This window comes from Geobacter grbiciae (assembly GCF_018531165.1).
Classification (GTDB): Bacteria; Desulfobacterota; Desulfuromonadia; order Geobacterales; family Geobacteraceae; genus Geobacter; species Geobacter metallireducens.
On record NZ_JAHDIW010000004.1, the window covers coordinates 1 to 16,552 of the forward strand.

14 protein-coding genes and 1 pseudogene are annotated in these 16,552 nt (G+C 61.7%); 3 read left to right on the forward strand and 12 right to left on the reverse strand.

The window, feature by feature from the left end:
- Positions 1-396 (forward strand): transposase (locus tag KJB29_RS07305; protein ID WP_215734032.1); only part of this gene is annotated, 396 nt, incomplete at its 5' end.
- Here KJB29_RS07305 and KJB29_RS07310 read toward each other — a convergent pair.
- From KJB29_RS07310 to KJB29_RS07325, 5 genes and pseudogenes are all read right to left on the reverse strand, one after another.
- The gene (locus KJB29_RS07310) at positions 301-1,632 is read right to left on the reverse strand and encodes a sulfatase-like hydrolase/transferase (RefSeq protein WP_215734033.1); all 1,332 of its coding nucleotides are present in this window, start codon (positions 1,630-1,632) and stop codon (positions 301-303) included. The two genes, KJB29_RS07305 and KJB29_RS07310, sit on opposite strands and share 96 nt — an antisense overlap.
- Positions 1,633-1,774: 142 nt before the next feature.
- Positions 1,775-1,900, reverse strand: a pseudogene (locus KJB29_RS19820) (IS3 family transposase); the annotation flags it as partial.
- 17 nt (positions 1,901-1,917) lie between these two features.
- Positions 1,918-4,728 carry a GPMC system transcriptional regulator gene (locus tag KJB29_RS07315; RefSeq protein WP_215734034.1) on the reverse strand — a complete coding sequence of 937 codons (2,811 nt, stop codon included), beginning with the start codon at positions 4,726-4,728 and terminating at the stop codon, positions 1,918-1,920.
- A 115-nt stretch (positions 4,729-4,843) separates the two neighbouring features.
- Positions 4,844-6,688, reverse strand: coding sequence for a TIGR04442 family protein (locus KJB29_RS07320; RefSeq protein ID WP_215734035.1), 1,845 nt, complete (start codon positions 6,686-6,688; stop codon positions 4,844-4,846).
- A 34-nt stretch (positions 6,689-6,722) separates the two neighbouring features.
- A complete protein-coding gene (locus tag KJB29_RS07325) occupies positions 6,723-7,478 on the reverse strand; it encodes a GPMC system MBL fold metallohydrolase (RefSeq protein ID WP_215734036.1) in 756 nt (251 codons plus the stop codon).
- 129 nt (positions 7,479-7,607) lie between these two features.
- Here KJB29_RS07325 and KJB29_RS07330 point away from each other — a divergent pair, with 129 nt between their 5' ends.
- Complete coding sequence (locus KJB29_RS07330) at positions 7,608-8,627, forward strand: GPMC system family 4 glycosyltransferase (protein ID WP_215734037.1); 1,020 nt, start codon at positions 7,608-7,610, stop codon at positions 8,625-8,627.
- Between the two features lie 86 nt (positions 8,628-8,713).
- The gene (locus KJB29_RS07335) at positions 8,714-10,183 is read left to right on the forward strand and encodes a helicase HerA-like domain-containing protein (protein ID WP_215734038.1); all 1,470 of its coding nucleotides are present in this window, start codon (positions 8,714-8,716) and stop codon (positions 10,181-10,183) included.
- A 216-nt stretch (positions 10,184-10,399) separates the two neighbouring features.
- Here the strand turns inward: KJB29_RS07335 and KJB29_RS07340 are convergent, their stop codons facing one another.
- From KJB29_RS07340 to KJB29_RS07370, 7 genes are all read right to left on the reverse strand, one after another.
- Positions 10,400-10,603: a hypothetical protein gene (locus KJB29_RS07340; RefSeq protein WP_215734039.1), complete on the reverse strand. Its 204-nt coding sequence runs from the start codon at positions 10,601-10,603 to the stop codon at positions 10,400-10,402.
- 211 nt (positions 10,604-10,814) lie between these two features.
- On the reverse strand, positions 10,815-11,258 hold the full coding sequence (locus KJB29_RS07345; RefSeq protein WP_215734040.1) for an acyl-CoA thioesterase: 444 nt from the start codon (positions 11,256-11,258) through the stop codon (positions 10,815-10,817).
- The gene (ppsA, locus tag KJB29_RS07350; protein WP_215734041.1) at positions 11,255-13,657 is read right to left on the reverse strand and encodes a phosphoenolpyruvate synthase; all 2,403 of its coding nucleotides are present in this window, start codon (positions 13,655-13,657) and stop codon (positions 11,255-11,257) included. Before ppsA ends, KJB29_RS07345 begins: the two co-directional genes overlap by 4 nt.
- Before the next feature lie 109 nt (positions 13,658-13,766).
- Positions 13,767-14,378, reverse strand: coding sequence for an NAD(P)H:quinone oxidoreductase (gene wrbA, locus KJB29_RS07355; protein ID WP_215734042.1), 612 nt, complete (start codon positions 14,376-14,378; stop codon positions 13,767-13,769).
- Positions 14,379-14,477: 99 nt separating this feature from the next.
- On the reverse strand, positions 14,478-14,870 hold the full coding sequence (locus KJB29_RS07360; protein ID WP_004513517.1) for an FxsA family protein: 393 nt from the start codon (positions 14,868-14,870) through the stop codon (positions 14,478-14,480).
- Between the two features lie 23 nt (positions 14,871-14,893).
- Entirely contained in the window at positions 14,894-15,850 is a 957-nt protein-coding gene (locus KJB29_RS07365; RefSeq protein ID WP_215734043.1) for a diguanylate cyclase domain-containing protein, read from the reverse strand.
- A gap of 8 nt (positions 15,851-15,858) precedes the next feature.
- On the reverse strand, positions 15,859-16,413 hold the full coding sequence (locus KJB29_RS07370; protein WP_215734044.1) for a beta-class carbonic anhydrase: 555 nt from the start codon (positions 16,411-16,413) through the stop codon (positions 15,859-15,861).
- Between the last annotated feature and the right edge of the window lie 139 nt (positions 16,414-16,552).

The following is a 16,552-nucleotide window of genomic DNA, read 5'->3' on the forward strand; positions in this document are numbered from 1 at the left end:
TTGCGCAACAAGCCGTCCCATAAGAAGACCCAGGTGCTCAAACGCCTGGAGCAGCTGAACGAGCCGGTCTACAAGGCCATGCTTCTCAAAGAGCAGTTTGCAACCATCTACGAGTTCCGAGAGAAGAAGGACGCCCAGCCGGCTCTGAGAACCTGGATCGGCGAGGCCCTGCGCTCAGGCCTTGCCACTTTCAAGGAGCTGGCATTGAAGCTCTTCCGCAAACGGCACTACATTCTGAACTTCTTTGTCCGGCGAATCACCTCGGCAATCTCCGAGGGGATCAACAACAAGATCAAACGGTTAAAACGAATGGCCTATGGGTATAGGGACGTCGCCTACTTCCTTCTGAAAGTCCACCAGCACTGCGGACTCCTCAACCAAAGGCGCTTCAACTAAAAAACGAAAGACTCTATATAAATGATGCTGCCCTTTCGTATGGAGAATAATAAGATGCTTACCCTTTGGGTGTCTATTGACGGATTGTTCAAGCTCAGGAATCAGGAGCATGTCGTCAAGTGGTTTACCCGTATTATTTTTCTCAGAAGCGATTACTTCGCGGATCTTGTAGAAGTCGCTGTTAACGCTATTGTAGAACCACACTTCACCTTGCATCGCAAACAACTCTGAACTGAAACCAAGGCTTTTGAGCACTGAGAATATATTCTCTTCTCTTGGCAGCATAGTTCTTTGGTCGTAACCGCCATCGCGTACAAACATGGTCCGCAAGGAAAGTTTGGTGCTTGTATCAGATGAAATACCCCTTATTGCAACGATATTTTTTTCTGCTTTCAAATACTCATTTGTATTTCGCTCATAACCGAAAAGAGACATATGATCATAGCGGGCACTCTCTCCGATGACGAATACCACTAAGGTATCATCGTTACTGGGTAATGGCTTGTAGATATAATGTTTTGCAGGATTAAACAATTTATTGGAGCGCAATTTTTCCTCATATATATTTAAAATATGTATACCAAGCCCGACCAACCAGTTCGATGGCACATACGAATGAAAAATAACTCCGGTGTTATTAGGCATCTCACCATGGTTTCCCTTGCGACTCGCATCTCGACTTAGTTTAAAATAGTGTAGCGATGAAAACAATACCCCTATACATATAATAGATAACAATAGCAATTGGATAATTCCTCTTTTATCTTTAACGTGCCAATAAATTGAAGAGTTTATATGACAATATCGATTCAAGTATACAATCGGTGCTACACCGAAAATTAGTGCCCAACTAATTGAATACAATCCAACAATGTCTTTTGTCATATCAATATCAGTAGATAATATTGATATTATTATTCCGTATCCGATTATTACGTTATAAAATATCATATAAAACGAAGCGATAGCCGATAATAAGATTAATAACGATGCCATAACGCGGAATGTTAATCTTCCCATCAAGCTAATAACAATCAGGAACAATACAACCGATGCAATAACTACTAATATTTCCAGCAAAACATTAAACGTAGCAATTTCATATCCTATTTTGTTAACTAGCAAACTAAATCGTCTGATATAAATTGGTATATTTAGTAAAATACCAACATAAACAGCACATAACAATATTGCGGTGCTCTGAGTTATAGATAATTTATTGTTCAATGACAGCATTATACTATTACCTTTCATATCTTACAGGCGGTTTATGTATTTTATAATTAACTTTCGCACCAGCTAATCTATTGGTAACTAGCTGTATGAGGTTTCCTGTCAATAGTAGACACTCCCTACTCAAGCAGCAGCCGTGGGCGGCGATCGCTACCTTGAGGCGTTCGTCCTCTAGGGCATGACGAGAAGGTTTGCGCCTCAGCCAAGTGTAAAAGCCGCTACGCGACACGTTGAGCACTCGGCTCATGAACGCGTACCGGGCAGCGATTCCCAGCAAAGCTCAATCCGTCATAATTTCACAGTCTTATAGAGGAAGTTCTTGAATTTGAAGAACTGACGCCGTTCCTCGTCGTTTTCCTCTTCGTCGCCGTTCACTGCTTTCAGATAACGGGCCACCTGGGGCATGGCCTTGCCCGCCGCATCCTTTGCCCGCTCGATGACGAGCCGCACCACATCCCGGGAGATGGCGTTCGCGGAGTAGGGTTCGTAGACCGCTTCCCAGAAGGTCGCGCCGTTGGCGATCTGCTGCATGATGTCAACTGACAGCCGTTCGTTGAGCTCCTGGGCGGCGTTGGCGGGGGGGAGTTCCCTCATGCCGGCGGCCAGTGCCCGGCGGATGTCGTCGGCGGTAAGGACTTTCCCTTTCCGGAAGAAGAGCGCCCGCAGCAGGATGCTCCGCAGCTCCCGGATGTTGCCGTGGTAGTGGTGGTTCATCAGGAGCTGTTTGGCGTCGCTGGTGAGGGTGGGGGTGTCCTCCTTGGGCTCGTCGCCGCGATAGGTGCGGTAGAGCTTGCCGAGAAAGTGGGTGGCCAGGTCAGGGATGTCCTCCCGCCGGTCGTTCAGGGACGGCACCCGCATCGACAGCTCCGAGAGGCGGTGGTAGAGGTCCTCCCGGAAATTCCCCCGCCGGATCTCCTCGGTCAGGTCCTTGTTGGTGGCGGCCACCAGCAACACCCGGCTGAACCGGTCCTGGTTGTCCCCCAGGCGCACGAAGCCGCCGTTGTCGAGAAAGCGCAGGAGCTGCACCTGGGTCTTGGGGTCGGCGTCGCCGATCTCGTCCAGGAAGACGATTCCCCCTGCCGCTTCTTCCAGAATCCCCTTCCGGTCGCTGTAGGCGCCGGTGAAGGCCCCTTTCTTGTGGCCGAAGAGCTCCGAGTAGGTGAGGTCTCCGCTGTAGGCGGCGATGTTGGTCTTTTTCACCGGGAGCTGGCCGCTGGGGTTCAGCTTCTCCCGGTACATCTCGTTCAGCTTGTTGTAGAGGTTGTTGAAGAAGAATTCCTTGCCGGCGCCGGTCTGCCCCAGGACCAGGATGGAGGGGAGGCCGATGGTGGCTTCCTGGAGCACGTTCTTGGACCAGAGGGTGATCCGGTTGAAGAGGGGAACCGACACGGTCTCGATGAAGTCGACGATCTCCTGGGCCTTGCGGCTGTTGCCGATGATGTTGCCGAGGCGGTAGGAGGAGATCTGGGGGTCCTTGTAGGCCACGTCGCTTTTGAGCCGCGTCACCTCGTTCTGGAGCCGCTCGATCCGCGTCAGGTCCGAGATGTGCCGGGCCGTGAGCCGGTCGATGATCTGGAGGATCCGCTTGTGCTCCTCGGTGAACCAGGCCGGCTTCAGGGAGTTGAGGCAGACCACGGCGATCACCTCGTCGTCGCAGACGATGGGGACGGCGATTTCGCTCTGGATCTGCTCGTGCATGGAGCGGTGGAACCCCTCGCCCTGCTGTTCGTCGGCCACGTGGGCGATGATCCTGGGCTGCTTCGACCAGGCCACGTACCCCGTGAGGCTCCGTTCCTCCGGGGGGAGCTCCCCCCCGCCGATCCGGAAGGGGGGGATGTGCTTCTTCATCCACGCCTTGTTCTTGGCGCCGACGATGGTCCCTTCCTCGTCCTCCACCACGAGCCACTTCCCCCCTTCCCGCTCCTCCACGATGGCGATGCTCCCGGTGTCGGCGCCGATGAGCTCCGTTGCCTTGGAGAGGACCTTGGTGAGGAAGGGCTGCAACTCTTCGGTCCGTTCCTGGAGGAGTTCAGTGATCTCGGCCAGGACCCGGATCTCCAGGTGTTCGCCGCCGATCTCGTTCACCGCCCGCTCGGCCATCTCGGCGTGGGTCTGGAGAAGCCCCATCTCGAAGTCGGAGAAGCGGTAGAGCTCCACGGTGAAGTAGTTCACGAGGCAGATGACCTTGCGGCTGGACGGCTCGTAGCGGGGGACCACGTAGAGGGAACGGAGCGCCATCTCTTCGGTGAGGGCCTTCTTCTGGAGGGAGTGCTGGGTGAGGTCGGGGATGAAGAGGGGGCGCAGGAGCCGTTCGTCAGTAATGACGGCGTTGTCGTCGATGAAGCGGGAGATGAGGGAGGTGCCCCGCTGCAGCGCGATCTCTCCCTGCTCGTCGTAGCGGGTCTTGAACCGGGGGTCTTCCGAATGGCTGGCAAGGATGGCGAGTCGCGCCGTGCCGTCGTCGCCCATGACCGGCACGAGCACCGAGGCGAGCACCAGCTTGTCGATGAGGCGCACCGCCGACTGAACCATGGAGGAGGCGGCCTCGCGCTTCTTGTACTCATCCACCCGCCGGGCCAGCAGAAGCTGCTGGTGGTAGATGCGGGCGGAGTCGAGCCGGTCGGCCACGGAGGTGATGAATTCGCCCAGGAGGGCCTTGTCCTTCCCTCTGAGGAGTTCCGCCGGCTGGAAGCGGTCGATGCAGGCCACGCCGATGGACTTTCCCTGGCTCACCACCGGCAGGAGCGAGGAGATGCCGACGGCGAACCGCTCGGCAAAGCCGTTGTCGAAGGTGCTCGGGCCGGCCGGGTCATGCCGGAACTCAGCCGGGTACTGGCTGACGAACACGCTGGAGACCGTGGCCTCCCGGGAAATGATGGGGAAGCTTACCGCACGGATCTCGTCTGCCAGAGGGCCCGAGGCGTAGACACAGGAGAGGACCCCGCGGGTCAGGTCTTCCAGGTAGATGCGGATACGGTCCTGGCCCGAGACGAGGCGGATTCCCTCGGCAACGGCATGGAGCATCTCCTCCAGGTTTTCCTTGCCATAGTCGGCGATGCGGTCGCGGAGTGCATTGAGCTGGGTGCTGAGATTGGTCATGGATGCCTCTGAGTGTAGAAAATGTACTCAGGAGCAGTGTAGGGGAAGGGGGGAGGGGAAGTCAAGGAAATCGGGGATCGGGGATTGTGCCGGTTCCTGATCCCCGATCCCGGCCTTAACTGAGCCCTTTGCGTATCTGGTAGAGTTGTTCGAGGTCGAGCCGGTTCAGCTCGAAGTATTCCCGCTCCAGTTCCTCCACGTAGAAGCGGTCCAGGCCCGAGTTCTCCAGGAAATCCTCCCGCAGGGCGCTGTCCTTCTTGCCGATGATCTGGGGGAGGAGGTTATGGAGGTAGACCGCCTCCTTCTTGATGGTAACGATGGTCTCGTCAAAAAGCCGTGAGGGGATGGAGTCGGTTATGATTTTCCGTTTCCGCAGATCCTCGGTCACCTCGCGTTTCATGGTCGCCTGGTCGTCCCGGGTGGCGTAGTTGGAGTAGAAGTTCCTGATCCGGTCCCGCACATGGTTCAGGAGGGCGATGGCGAGCCGCTCCTCGCGGTCGATGGCCAGCAATTCGTCCAGCAGCGCCGCCACGGTGAGCCGGTTCTCCTCGATAAGCCGCAGCCCCGCCACGAGCGCCGTAACCTTCCTCCGTCCGTAGCGGCCCAGATACTTGTTCTCCAGGATCCCGTCAATGAAGATCTCGGTGAAGAGCCCCGGCCGCAACTCCTCGAAGGCGCTCCGGTTTCCCAGGAGGCTCCGGATCATCTCCTCGGAGATGCGTACGGTTTCCATGAACGCGAGCTGGCTCACCGCCTGGGACGTGGCGTCGAACCGGTCGAAATAGGTGATGATGTGGGAGAACCCCTCCAGGAGCGCCATGTCCGCCCCGTCGCGGATCCTCTCGTCGCACCCCTTGCTGGCGTCCAGAAGGATCTCCTCGAAGGTGTGGTCCCTGACCTCGGAGGCGCGCTTTTTGGCGAAAAGGAGCCTCACCATGTCCTCCCGGTCGATGGCACTCTCGATCTCCCGTTCCCGCAGGAAGAGCCCTTCGAGGATCTGGCGGGTCTCGGCGATGGACTCGTGCTCCTCGGTCCCCCCGATCTTCTTGTCTTTTTTCAGCATGTCGTCGAGGGCGTAGAAGAGGGCGCCAGGGATCTTGTTTCGCACCGACAGGGTCTTGAGGCGGGTGAGCCGGGCGTTTTCCAGGGCGCTGATCTCCCCCTTGAGGTGACAGCCGATGAGGATGTTCTTGTATTCGTCAACGATCCGCCGATTGGCCGGATGTTTGTACATGACATCGATCCGGATCCGCTCCTGCTGGTAGCGGTCGATGTTGTGGCGCTCGGCAATGGCTGAAAGCCCGGCGAAATCCTCGTCGGAGATTTTCTTGCTGGCAAAGTAGAGACTGCGGAAGGTGTCGTAATATTCCCGGTGATGGATGTTTACCAGCTTGAAGAGAAAGAAGAGGGCGCCGGGGTCGTTCAGGAGCCCGAGCACCTCGTCGATGAGGGTGTTCTCGTCATGGGCGCCCACGGCCGGAGAGCGCTTGAGGGCCTTGCCGACGGCGCGGACGATGGCTGTCTGCTGTTGGCGGAGGCTCGCGCCGAGGCGTTTCGAGGCGAGGAAAAAGAAGTAGTTCGCCACCGCGTTGCCGTCGAAGAAAACCTTGTCGAAGCCCAACTCCCCGCTGGTCTGTTCGCTGAAGTGGAGCGTCCCTCCCTCGTCGCCGGAGCGGGCGCCGTAGACCACGAGCCGGTTGATGACATCCCCCTTGGCCAGGTCAGCCATGGGCTGGTCCACGCCGAACATGTGCTCGCAGAAGGAGCCGCCGTTGCCGGCGTGGCTGATGCCGCCCCGGCCGATGACGAACTCGTTGCCGGGGGAGAAGAAGCGTAGCTGCGCCCCGTTGCTCTCGGCGGCGTTGAAGAAGTAACGCCGGTGGGCATCCTCGCCAGCCACGATGGCGTAATACTCGATTCGATCGTCGATATGTCCGTGGAGGCGGATGTCTTTGTTCATGGGAACCTTATGCCGCTTGTTTGATCAGCTCCGTCTACAGAGCAATCTCCATGCCGTCGTATGCAAACTCAACGCCTACGGGGAGCCGCGACTCATCCCCATGGGCCACCTCGTGGGTCAGGTGGGTAAGGATGGCCCGCTTCGGCTTTAGTTGCTCCACGATCCTGAGCGCCCCCTCGATGTTGAAGTGGTTCTCGTGGGGAGTGTAGCGGAGGGCGTCCATGATGAGGATGTCCAGGCCAGTCAGGAGCGATAGCGACGACTCGGGGATGCGGCTGCAGTCGGTGAGGTAGGCAGCGCCGTCGATCCGGTAGCCGGTGGCGGGCATGGCGCCGTGGTAGAGATGGATCGGGACGATGCTCTGCCCGAAAAGGGCAAACGGTTCGTTCACGATGTGGGCTTCCATGAGGGGAGAGTAGCCGACCACCTCCAGTCCCCGGAAGATGTAGGAGAAGTTCCTTTGCACTGCCTCCATGGTTGTCCGGCTGCCGTGGCAGGGGATCACCCGGCGGTGGATGAAGTGAAAACCGCGCAGGTCGTCAATGCCGTTTATGTGGTCGGCGTGGGGATGGGTGAGGAGTACCGCGTCGATGTAGGGAATCCGCTGACGCAGGGCCTGGCGCCGGAGGTCCGGCGAGGTGTCCACGAGGATGTACTTTCCCGCCGTCTCGATCATGATAGAGGACCGGGTTCGCTTGTCCTTCGGGTCGCTTGACGAGCAGACGGGACAGTGGCAGCCGACCATGGGGACGCCGGTTGAGGTGCCGCTGCCGAGAATGGTTATTTTCATGTGGTGAATTCCCTGTAAAATATCTACGAAAAATACCATGAGCCGGAGCAGCCCTGCAAGGGCTTTGTCCTTGCATCGGAAGGCACAGTCAGGCTACTATCCTCGCTCCGAGAGGAGCCTCCCGCATACATGAAAATTGCCCTCATCACTCCCTACTATGCCCCGCCGGTGCGGGGGAACGCCGTTACCGTCAGGCGCATTGCAGCGCATCTTACCACTGCCGGGTGCGAGGCGACCGTCTACTCCCTCGACTGTCTGACCGCGGCCCAAATCCTTGAGGAGATCAGGCAGATGAAGCCGGACGCGATCCACGGTTTCCACGCCTATCTCGGGGGGCGGGTGGCCCGGGAGATCGCCCGCGTCGTCGGTATCCCCTACATCGTCACCCTGACCGGTTCCGATGTCTACGAAGCCCTTGCTGACGATCGGCGGGAAGAATCCCTTGCTGTCCTGCGTGATGCGGCCGCCATCGTTGCCTTTGACCCCAGCGTCAAGCACCGCGTGGTCGATCACCACCCGAGTCTGGCGGCAAAGACCCGGATCATTCCCCAGGGGGTTGAGCTTCCCGGCGAGATTTTTTGCTGGGGAGAGGAGCGCTTCGACGCCGGAGAAATCGTCTTTTTTCTGCCTGCCGGGCTTCGGTCGGTCAAAAACGTCGGCTTCCCGCTGGCTCCCCTGGCGGAACTCCACGGGGAGGATTCCCGCGTCCGGCTTGTGGCGGCCGGCCCGGTCCTCGACGAAACGTATGGGGCAACGGTTCTGGCGGAGATGGTGCGCCATCCCTTCGCCCGCTACCTGGGGGAGGTGGGGCATGACGCCATCGGTGCCATCTACCGGCGTGCCGACGTGGTCCTCAATACCTCCATCTTCGAGGGGGGGATGGCCAACAGCGTGCTGGAGGCCATGGCCTTCGGCCGGCCGGTCCTGGCGGCGGACATCGAGGGGAACCGCTCCATCGTGAAGGAGGGGAAGACAGGGCTCCTTTACCGGGACGAGGGGGAGTTGCTCCAAAAGGCCCGGGACCTGCTGCGGGACGACGGGCTGCGCCGGCGGCTCGGCGAGCAGGGGCGCCGGTTCGTGGAGGAGCGGTTTTCGGCCGGGCGGGAGGCGGAGGCATACCGGGAACTCTATGGGTGGGTGCTGGGGTGAGGGTGCGTTCCGGTTGGAGAAATGGTTGGCGGTAGTTCAGCGGCAACACTTCAAGAGGATGCCATGAAGGAAAGGGAGGAAGATATATGGGTACTGCACTGGACGCACTGCTGATAGCCAAGGGAGAGAAGGAAGTCTGCCTCCTGCCGCGGATGGCCAACCGCCACGGGCTCGTGGCCGGCGCCACCGGCACCGGCAAGACCGTGACGCTGCGGGTGCTGGCCGAGCGGTTCAGCGCCATCGGCGTGCCGGTCTTCATGGCCGATGTGAAGGGGGACCTGTCGGGGGTGGCCCTGCCGGGGGACGAGAACCCCAAGGTGGCCGAACGAGTGGCGAAGATGGGGCTTGAGGGGTTCTCCTACAGCGGTTTCCCCGTGGTCTTCTGGGATGTCTTCGGGGAGCAGGGGCACCCGGTCCGGACCACGGTCTCGGAGATGGGGCCGCTCCTCCTGTCGCGGCTCCTGAACCTGAACGACGTCCAGAGCGGGGTCCTCAACGTCATCTTCAAGGTGGCCGACGACAACGGCCTGCTGCTCCTCGACTTCAAGGACCTCCAGGCCATGGTCCGCTACGTGGGGGACAACGCCGCCGAGTTCCAGACCGCCTACGGCAACATCTCCGCCGCCAGCATCGGCGCCATCCAGCGGAACCTCCTGGCCCTGGGTGAGCAGGGGGCGGAGCAGTTCTTCGGGGAGCCGGCCCTGAACCTCCAGGACTTCATGCAGACCGATTCCGACGGCCGGGGGGTGATCAACATCCTCGCCGCCGACAAGCTGATGCAGTCGCCCAAGCTCTATGCCACCTTCCTCCTCTGGATGCTGTCGGAGCTCTTCGAACAGCTCCCCGAGGCCGGGGACCCGGAGAAGCCGAACCTGGTCTTTTTCTTCGACGAGGCGCACCTCCTCTTTGACGATGCCCCCAAGGCCCTGGTGGAGAAGATCGAGCAGGTGGTGCGGCTCATCCGCTCCAAGGGGGTGGGGATCTACTTCGTGACCCAGAACCCCGTCGACCTCCCCGACACGGTGCTGGGGCAGCTGGGGAACCGGGTGCAGCACGCCCTGCGGGCCTTCACCCCCAAGGACCAGAAGGGGGTCCGGGCTGCTGCGGAAACCTTCCGGGCCAACCCCGCTTTCTCCGTGGAGACGGTCATCACCCAGCTGGAGGTGGGGGAAGCTCTTGTATCGGTCCTGGATGAGAAGGGGGCTCCCACCGTGGTGGAGCGGGCCTTGGTCTGCCCACCCCAGAGCCGCTTCGCCCCCCTCGCGGGTGCCGAGCGGACCGCGGTCATCGCCCGGTCGCCCCTGGCTGGTTTCTACGAGAAGGCGGTGGACCGGGAGTCGGCCTACGAGACGCTCAAGGCCAAGACCGAGGCCGCAGCCGCGGCCGCCGAGGCGGCAGCGCCGGCGCCGGAGGAGGGGAAGAGCGAAGTGGCAAGCCAGGTGGGGACGGTGCTCGGGGCCTTTGCCAAGAGCGCGGCCCATGCCATCGGCAGTCAGGTGGGGCGCCAGATCATCCGGGGGGTGCTGGGGTCCCTCTTCGGCGGAGGGCGGCGGTAACAGCATGCCGGTGGTGGAAAGCAGCAAAAAGGGCGACCTGGGAGGGTCGCCCTTTTTTTTGATAGCATCCGGAATACCGCTATCTCGTGAAGTAGCCGTTGTGGCCGTAAGCCTTTACGAAATCGGGGGAGGGGCGCTGGTCCACGTTGCGGAGTGTCGGCACCTTGTGCTTGCCCATTTGGGGTCCGTAGACTTCGGGCGAATATCCGGCATTTTTCAGGTAGCCCCCGAGGCCGTAGTCCCGAAATAGGTGAAGAGCGGATACCCGTTACTGCCGGCTTCAAGCGAGTGGCACGCCGCGCAGTTCGCTCGACTGGGATCGTTGAAGACGGCCAGCCCCTGAAGTTCGTTGTCAGTAAGCCCCAGGTTGCGGAATTGCGTCCACCGGTCGGGGTCCGTTCCGCTGCCGGGACATCCCATACCGCCACCCATACCGCCACCGCCCATGCCGCCACTGCCGCACTTGATCCTGGTGACGTCCTTGCCGGCCGCTATGGCATTATCCCAGAACTGGAGGGGTATTGCCGCATTTTTCGTAGGTTAATCAGGAAGGGATTAATCGGTGTTTGTCCCATAAAAGCAAGAGGGCCTCCGGAGAAGCCCTCTTGTGCTGCGATAATTGCCTCGTTGGTCACGTATTCTTCCGGCGCCTGGCCCGGCGCTCCCCGGACGCTTCGCAGCGGCGCCGCTCCTCCTCGGTGCGGGGTTCCCACGGCGGGACCTCCGTCGGCTTCCCTTCCTTGTCCAGGGCCACCATGGTGAAGTATCCCCGGGCCGCCTCGTAACTCTGCCCCGTGAAGACATCCTCCGCCTCAACCATCACCGCCATGTCGATGGACGTTCGGCCGGTGCAGACCACCCGGGCCTCCACCTTGATCACCTCGCCCACCCGCACCGGCCGGATGAAGGCGATTTCCTCGGCCCCGGCGGTGACCATGTCGCACCGGGCGTAGCGCCAGGCGGTGATGGCCGCAGCCTTGTCCATGAGGCTCATGAGCACCCCGCCGAAGATGCTTCCCGCCGGGTTGGTGTCCTGGGGGAGGAGGGTTTCGATCAGGGTCCAGTCACGGTTCATGGTTTCTCCAGTTCCTTTTCCATTTCAAGTACGCGCAGGGTGATTTTCAGGATCGAGTCCGGATTCAGCGAGATGGAGTCGATCCCCTCCCGGACCAGGAAGGCGGCGAATTCCGGGTAGTCGCTGGGGGCCTGGCCGCAGATGCCGCTGTGGCGGTGGTTGCGCCGCGCGCCATCCACCACGGTGGCGATGAGGCGCATGACCCCCGGATCCCGCTCGTCGAAGACGTGGGCCACCAGGGCCGAGTCCCGGTCGATGCCGAGGGTGAGCTGGGTCAGATCGTTGGAGCCGATGGAGAAACCGTCGAAGAGCCGGGAGAACTCATCGATCATGATGACGTTGTTCGGGATCTCGCACATGACATAGACCTCGAGGCCGTTCTCTCCCCGCACGAGGCCGTTTGCCGCCATCTCCGCCAGGACCTTTTTCGCCTCCACGATCCGCCGGCAGAAGGGGATCATGGGGATGACATTCGCGAGCCCCATCTCGTCCCGCACCCGCTTCAGCGCCCGGCACTCCAGGGCGAATCCTTCCCGGTATCGCTCGTCGTAGTAGCGCGATGCCCCCCGGAAGCCGATCATGGGGTTTTCCTCTGCGGGCTCGAAGGCCCGCCCCCCCAGGAGCGAGGCATACTCGTTGGTCTTGAAGTCACTCATCCTGACAATGACCGGCTTCGGGTGGAAGGCGGCGGCGATGGTTCCGATCCCCTCGGCCAGCTTCTCCACGAAGTAGGCGGGCGGGTCGGGGTAGCCGGCGGTGAGGCGCCCGATCTCGCGGCGGGACGCCTCGTCCTCCACCCGCTCCGGGTGCACAAGGGCCATGGGGTGGACCTTGATGTGGTTGGTGATGATGAACTCCATGCGGGCGAGCCCCACGCCATCGTTGGGAATCCGGCAGAGAGAGAAGGCTTCCTCCGGGTTCCCCAGGTTCATCATGATCTTCGTCCGGGGGCGGCGCATGCCCGCCAGGTCCACCCGCTCAACCCGGAAGGGGAGGGGACCGTCGTAGATGCGTCCCACGTCACCTTCGGCGCAGGATACGGTGATCTCCCGGCCCGTGGCGATCCGCTCGGTGCCGTTGCCAGTCCCCACCACCGACGGGATCCCCAGCTCGCGGCTCACGATGGCCGCGTGGCAGGTGCGCCCACCCTTGTTGGTGACGATGGCAGCGGCGGTCTTCATGACCGGCTCCCAGTCGGGGGTGGTGGTGTCGGCCACCAGGACCTCGCCGGGGCTGAATTCATGGAGTTTGTGGACATCGGTGATGACCCGGGCCGGGCCGACGGCGATCTTTCCGCCAACGCTGGTGCCGGTGGTAAGGACTTCCCCCTTGCGCTCCAGAACGTACGTTTCCAGGAAGTCGAGCCGCTTCTGGGATTCCACCGTCTCGGGGCGGGCCTGGACGATGAAGAGCTCGCCCGAAACGCCGTCCTTGGCCCATTCAATGTCCATGGGGACGTCATGGCCGGCCCGTTTCGAGTAGTGCTCCTCGATGAGGAGGGCCTGGCGGGCCAGTTCCAGCACCTCGTCGTCGGCCAGGCAGTAGCGGCGCCGCTCCTCCTTCGGCACCTCCACGTTCTTCGTCAGGTGTTTGGAGGTGCCGGCACCGTAAATCATCCTGATCTTCTTCTCGCCGAGCTTGCGCCGGACGATGGGGCGGAACCCCTGGCGGAGGGTCGGCTTGAAGACGGCAAACTCGTCGGGGTTCACGGCCCCCTGGACCACGTTCTCCCCCAGCCCCCAGGCACCGGTGACCAGCACCGTGTCCCGGAAGCCGGTCTCGGTGTCGAGGGTGAAGATGACGCCGCTGGAGGCCCGGTCCGAGCGGACCATCTTCATGACCCCGATGGAGAGCCCCACCTTGAAGTGGTCGAACCCCTGGTCGATGCGGTAGGAGATGGCCCGGTCGGTGAAGAGGGAGGCAAAGCAGCGGCGGCAGGCGTCCAGAAGCTGCGCCTCGCCCCGGATATTCAGGTAGGATTCCTGCTGGCCGGCGAAGGAGGCGGTGGGGAGGTCCTCGGCGGTGGCGGAGCTGCGGACCGCCACGTCGCAGTTCCCGCCGTACTCGATGGAGAGCCGGCGGTAGGCGGCCGCAATTTCCGCAGCCAGATCCGCCGGGAGCGGCGCGCCGTAGATAAGCTCCCGCACCCGGTGGCCCCGGAAGGCCAGGTCGTCCACGTCCTCCTTGTGGAGTTTCGCCAGGGTCCGCCGCATCTCGTCCAGCACCCCGGCAGAGCGGACGAGGTACCAGTAAGCCTCCGCCGTGACGGCGAAGCCATTGGGGATTTTCACTCCAAGGGGGCGGAGTTCCCGGTACATCTCCCCCAGGGAGGCGTTTTTCCCTCCCACGAGGGGGACGTCGTCGATAGTGATTTCGGAGAACCAGCGGATCCAGGTCATGGGGGAACCTCCATGCTACTCCTCACCCCCAGTTCCTCTCCCCGAGTGCGAGGGAAGACAACAAACCCTCTCCCTCGGGGAGAGGGTGGCCGTAGGCCGGGTGAGGGAGTTATCCTTTCAGCTTTGCCGCGATCTCAGCCACATATTTCCCCTGGTACCGGGCCCCGGCCAGCTCGTTCTCACTGGGAAGCCGCTCCCCTTGGCCGCCGGCAATGGTGGAGGCCCCGTAGGGGGAGCAACCGGTGATCTCGTCAATCCGCATCTGGCCGGCGAAGGCGTAGGGGAGCCCCACGAGCACCATCCCCTGGTGGAGGAGGAAGGTGTGGAAGGTGAGGATGGTGGACTCCTGCCCCCCGTGCTGGGTGGCGGAGCTGGTGAAGACCCCTCCCGCCTTCCCCACGAGGCTTCCCTTCACCCAGAGGCCGCCGGTGGCGTCCAGGAACTGGCGCATCTGGCCGCACATGTTGCCGAAGCGGGTCGGGGTGCCGAAGATGATGGCGTCGGCGTCGGCCAACTCGTCCACGGTGCAGACGGGGATGTGGGCAAAGGCTTTCTGGGGCTCTACGGCCCCCATCTTTTGCAATACTTCGTTTGGCAAGGTTTCCGGCACCCGCCGGAGCACCGCCTCGGCGCCCGAGACCTCCCGGACCCCTTCGGCCACGGCCTCGGCCATCCGGTAAATGTGGCCGTACATTGAATAGAACGGAATGAGTACCTTCATGGGTGAGTCCTCCTTGATGCAAGTATGTTCGGCATCATCAAGGGTACCGCATTCCGGGGGGGATGCAACGGAAGGGAGGTCGGCGGGGAGCGGGGAGGGTCAGTGGCGGCGGATGATGACCTGGCCGCTGGCGAGTTTCTTCTGGAGCCAGAGCCCCAAAAACTGCTTGATTATTGTGCGGGTGGCGGGGATGAGGAAAAAGAGGCCGAGAAAGTCGGAGAAGAAGCCGGGGGTGAGGAGCAGGATGCCTCCCACAAGGACGACGGCGCCGTCCAGGATGCTGGCGGCCGGAAGCCGCCCTGCGGCCAGCTCGCTCTGAATGGTGCGGAGGATGGCGAATCCCTGGTGCCGGACGAGCCACGCCCCGGCAAAACTGATGAGGAGAAGGAGGGCCACAGTGGGGAGGGCGCCGATGAGCCTCCCGACCCTGATGAGGAGATAGAGCTCGATGACCGGGACGACGCTGAAGATGAGGAAGAGCCTGAAGAGCATAGGTGTCGAGGACGGTCGCCGAATCAGCCGGAAACGGCGTTCCCCCCCGAGGCCTTGGCGGCGTCGAGGGCGTCCAGGACGCCCCTGAGCAGGGTGAGGCTGTCCGAGCCGACGGTGGCTTCGGCGACCCCCACCGATATGGTGAGGGGGGGAAGCATGCGGCCGTCATGGATGTCGATGACGGTGTTGGTCAGCCGCTGGCGAAGGCGCTCGGCGATCATCCGGGCCGTGGCGACTCCGGTTTCGGGGAGGAGGATGGCGAAGGTGTCCCCCCCGTAACGGGCCACCACCTCGGTGGGGCGGAGGTAGTTGCGCAGAGCCTTGGCCACGGCATGGAGCGCCCGGTCTCCGCCGATGCGGCCGTGCTCTTCGTTGAAGGCGCGGAAGTGGTCAATGTCGATCATCATGAGGGAGAGGGGCTTGCCGCTGGAGGCGGCACGGCCTGCCTGGCGCTCCAGAACCCCTTCCAGCCAGCGGCGGGTCTGGAAGCCGGTGAGGGGGTCGACGATGCTCTGGTCGTGGAGGGCGTACTCGCGCGCCGTTCCTGCAAAACCCTCGCGGTTCGGGTCGTGGCGCCGCCTCAGGAGGATGCCGAGGAGGTTGCAGGCGGCGGCGTGGGATGCCTGGGCCAGGGACCAGATGAGGTCCTCCTCCATGACGAGGACGCGGCAGGGCTCGGCAGCCACCAGCAGGCACGGGACGCCCGGTTCTCCCGCGGAGAACGTCTCGCCGATGATATCCCCCGCTTCCAGAAAGAGGGGATCATCGGTTTCCCGAACGTCATAGTGGAGGGCAAGGCGACCCGACAGGAGCACCGAGAGACTGCGGTCGAGGGGGCCGTCAGGTTCGAACCGCTCGCCCCGGGGGAGTTCCTGGGCCGTGCAGTGGGCCAGGATTCCCTCGATGCACTCCATGGGGACAAAGCGGAAAAGGGGAACCGTTTCCAGTTCGGCGGTGCTGAAGAGGGAGTCGTGGGTCATGTCGCTCCTCACGGGGCTCTGTAGCCCCTCACCACCACGTCCAGGTGACCGTCGTTGGGGCAGAAGATGAGGCCGTGGATCGGCACGTCCCGGGGGATGAGAGGGTTCTGGCGGAGAACGGAAACCACCCGCCCGACGTTCTCCTCGGGGCAGGAGAAGGCCCCCATCCACTGGGCCAGGTCTGGCACCTGGGCTTCGATGATCGCAGGATCCACGCCCCGCGCAATCATCCGCTCTTTCAGGGCCTTGGCATCGACGCTGGCCATGCCGCAGTCCTGGTGCCCGATCACGAAGATTTCCTCCACGCCGAGCATGAAAATGGCCGCCACGAGGCTCCTCACCACGCCGCCGCTCATGGGGTCGACGATGGTGTTGCCGGCGTTCTTGATGACCTTCGCGTCTCCGCGCTTGATTCCCATGGCCGGTTCCAGGAAGTCCACGAGCCGGGTATCCATGCAGGTGAAGATGGCGAACTGCTTCCTCGGGTTCTTGGGAAGGGGAGGAAATGCCCCGGGGCGGACGAACTTCCTGTTGGCGTCGAGGATCGTGTCGAGAAGGGTCATCGGGCACCTCGCGTTTTCGCATGGATTTGAGCGTGCATCTATATAACCCGGCCGTGGTGCGACCTGTCAACCGTTTTCATGACGAGCTTCGCGCATTTGCATCCGTTGACAAGCGGTAATGCCGGTCTATAGTTTTTCC

What these genes read in the sequence shown, in the direction of transcription:
- ppsA (WP_215734041.1), bottom strand. Translation starts at nt 13,657, where the DNA reads ATGACCTGGATCCGCTGGTTCTCCGAAATCACTATCGACGACGTCCCC.
- KJB29_RS07335 (WP_215734038.1), top strand. Translation starts at nt 8,714, where the DNA reads ATGGGTACTGCACTGGACGCACTGCTGATAGCCAAGGGAGAGAAGGAA.
- KJB29_RS07360 (WP_004513517.1), bottom strand. Translation starts at nt 14,870, where the DNA reads ATGCTCTTCAGGCTCTTCCTCATCTTCAGCGTCGTCCCGGTCATCGAG.
- KJB29_RS07365 (WP_215734043.1), bottom strand. Translation starts at nt 15,850, where the DNA reads ATGACCCACGACTCCCTCTTCAGCACCGCCGAACTGGAAACGGTTCCC.
- KJB29_RS07315 (WP_215734034.1), bottom strand. Translation starts at nt 4,728, where the DNA reads ATGACCAATCTCAGCACCCAGCTCAATGCACTCCGCGACCGCATCGCC.
- KJB29_RS07345 (WP_215734040.1), bottom strand. Translation starts at nt 11,258, where the DNA reads ATGAACCGTGACTGGACCCTGATCGAAACCCTCCTCCCCCAGGACACC.
- KJB29_RS07370 (WP_215734044.1), bottom strand. Translation starts at nt 16,413, where the DNA reads ATGACCCTTCTCGACACGATCCTCGACGCCAACAGGAAGTTCGTCCGC.
- KJB29_RS07330 (WP_215734037.1), top strand. Translation starts at nt 7,608, where the DNA reads ATGAAAATTGCCCTCATCACTCCCTACTATGCCCCGCCGGTGCGGGGG.
- wrbA (WP_215734042.1), bottom strand. Translation starts at nt 14,378, where the DNA reads ATGAAGGTACTCATTCCGTTCTATTCAATGTACGGCCACATTTACCGG.
- KJB29_RS07310 (WP_215734033.1), bottom strand. Translation starts at nt 1,632, where the DNA reads ATGCTGTCATTGAACAATAAATTATCTATAACTCAGAGCACCGCAATA.
- KJB29_RS07340 (WP_215734039.1), bottom strand. Translation starts at nt 10,603, where the DNA reads ATGGGATGTCCCGGCAGCGGAACGGACCCCGACCGGTGGACGCAATTC.
- KJB29_RS07325 (WP_215734036.1), bottom strand. Translation starts at nt 7,478, where the DNA reads ATGAAAATAACCATTCTCGGCAGCGGCACCTCAACCGGCGTCCCCATG.
- KJB29_RS07320 (WP_215734035.1), bottom strand. Translation starts at nt 6,688, where the DNA reads ATGAACAAAGACATCCGCCTCCACGGACATATCGACGATCGAATCGAG.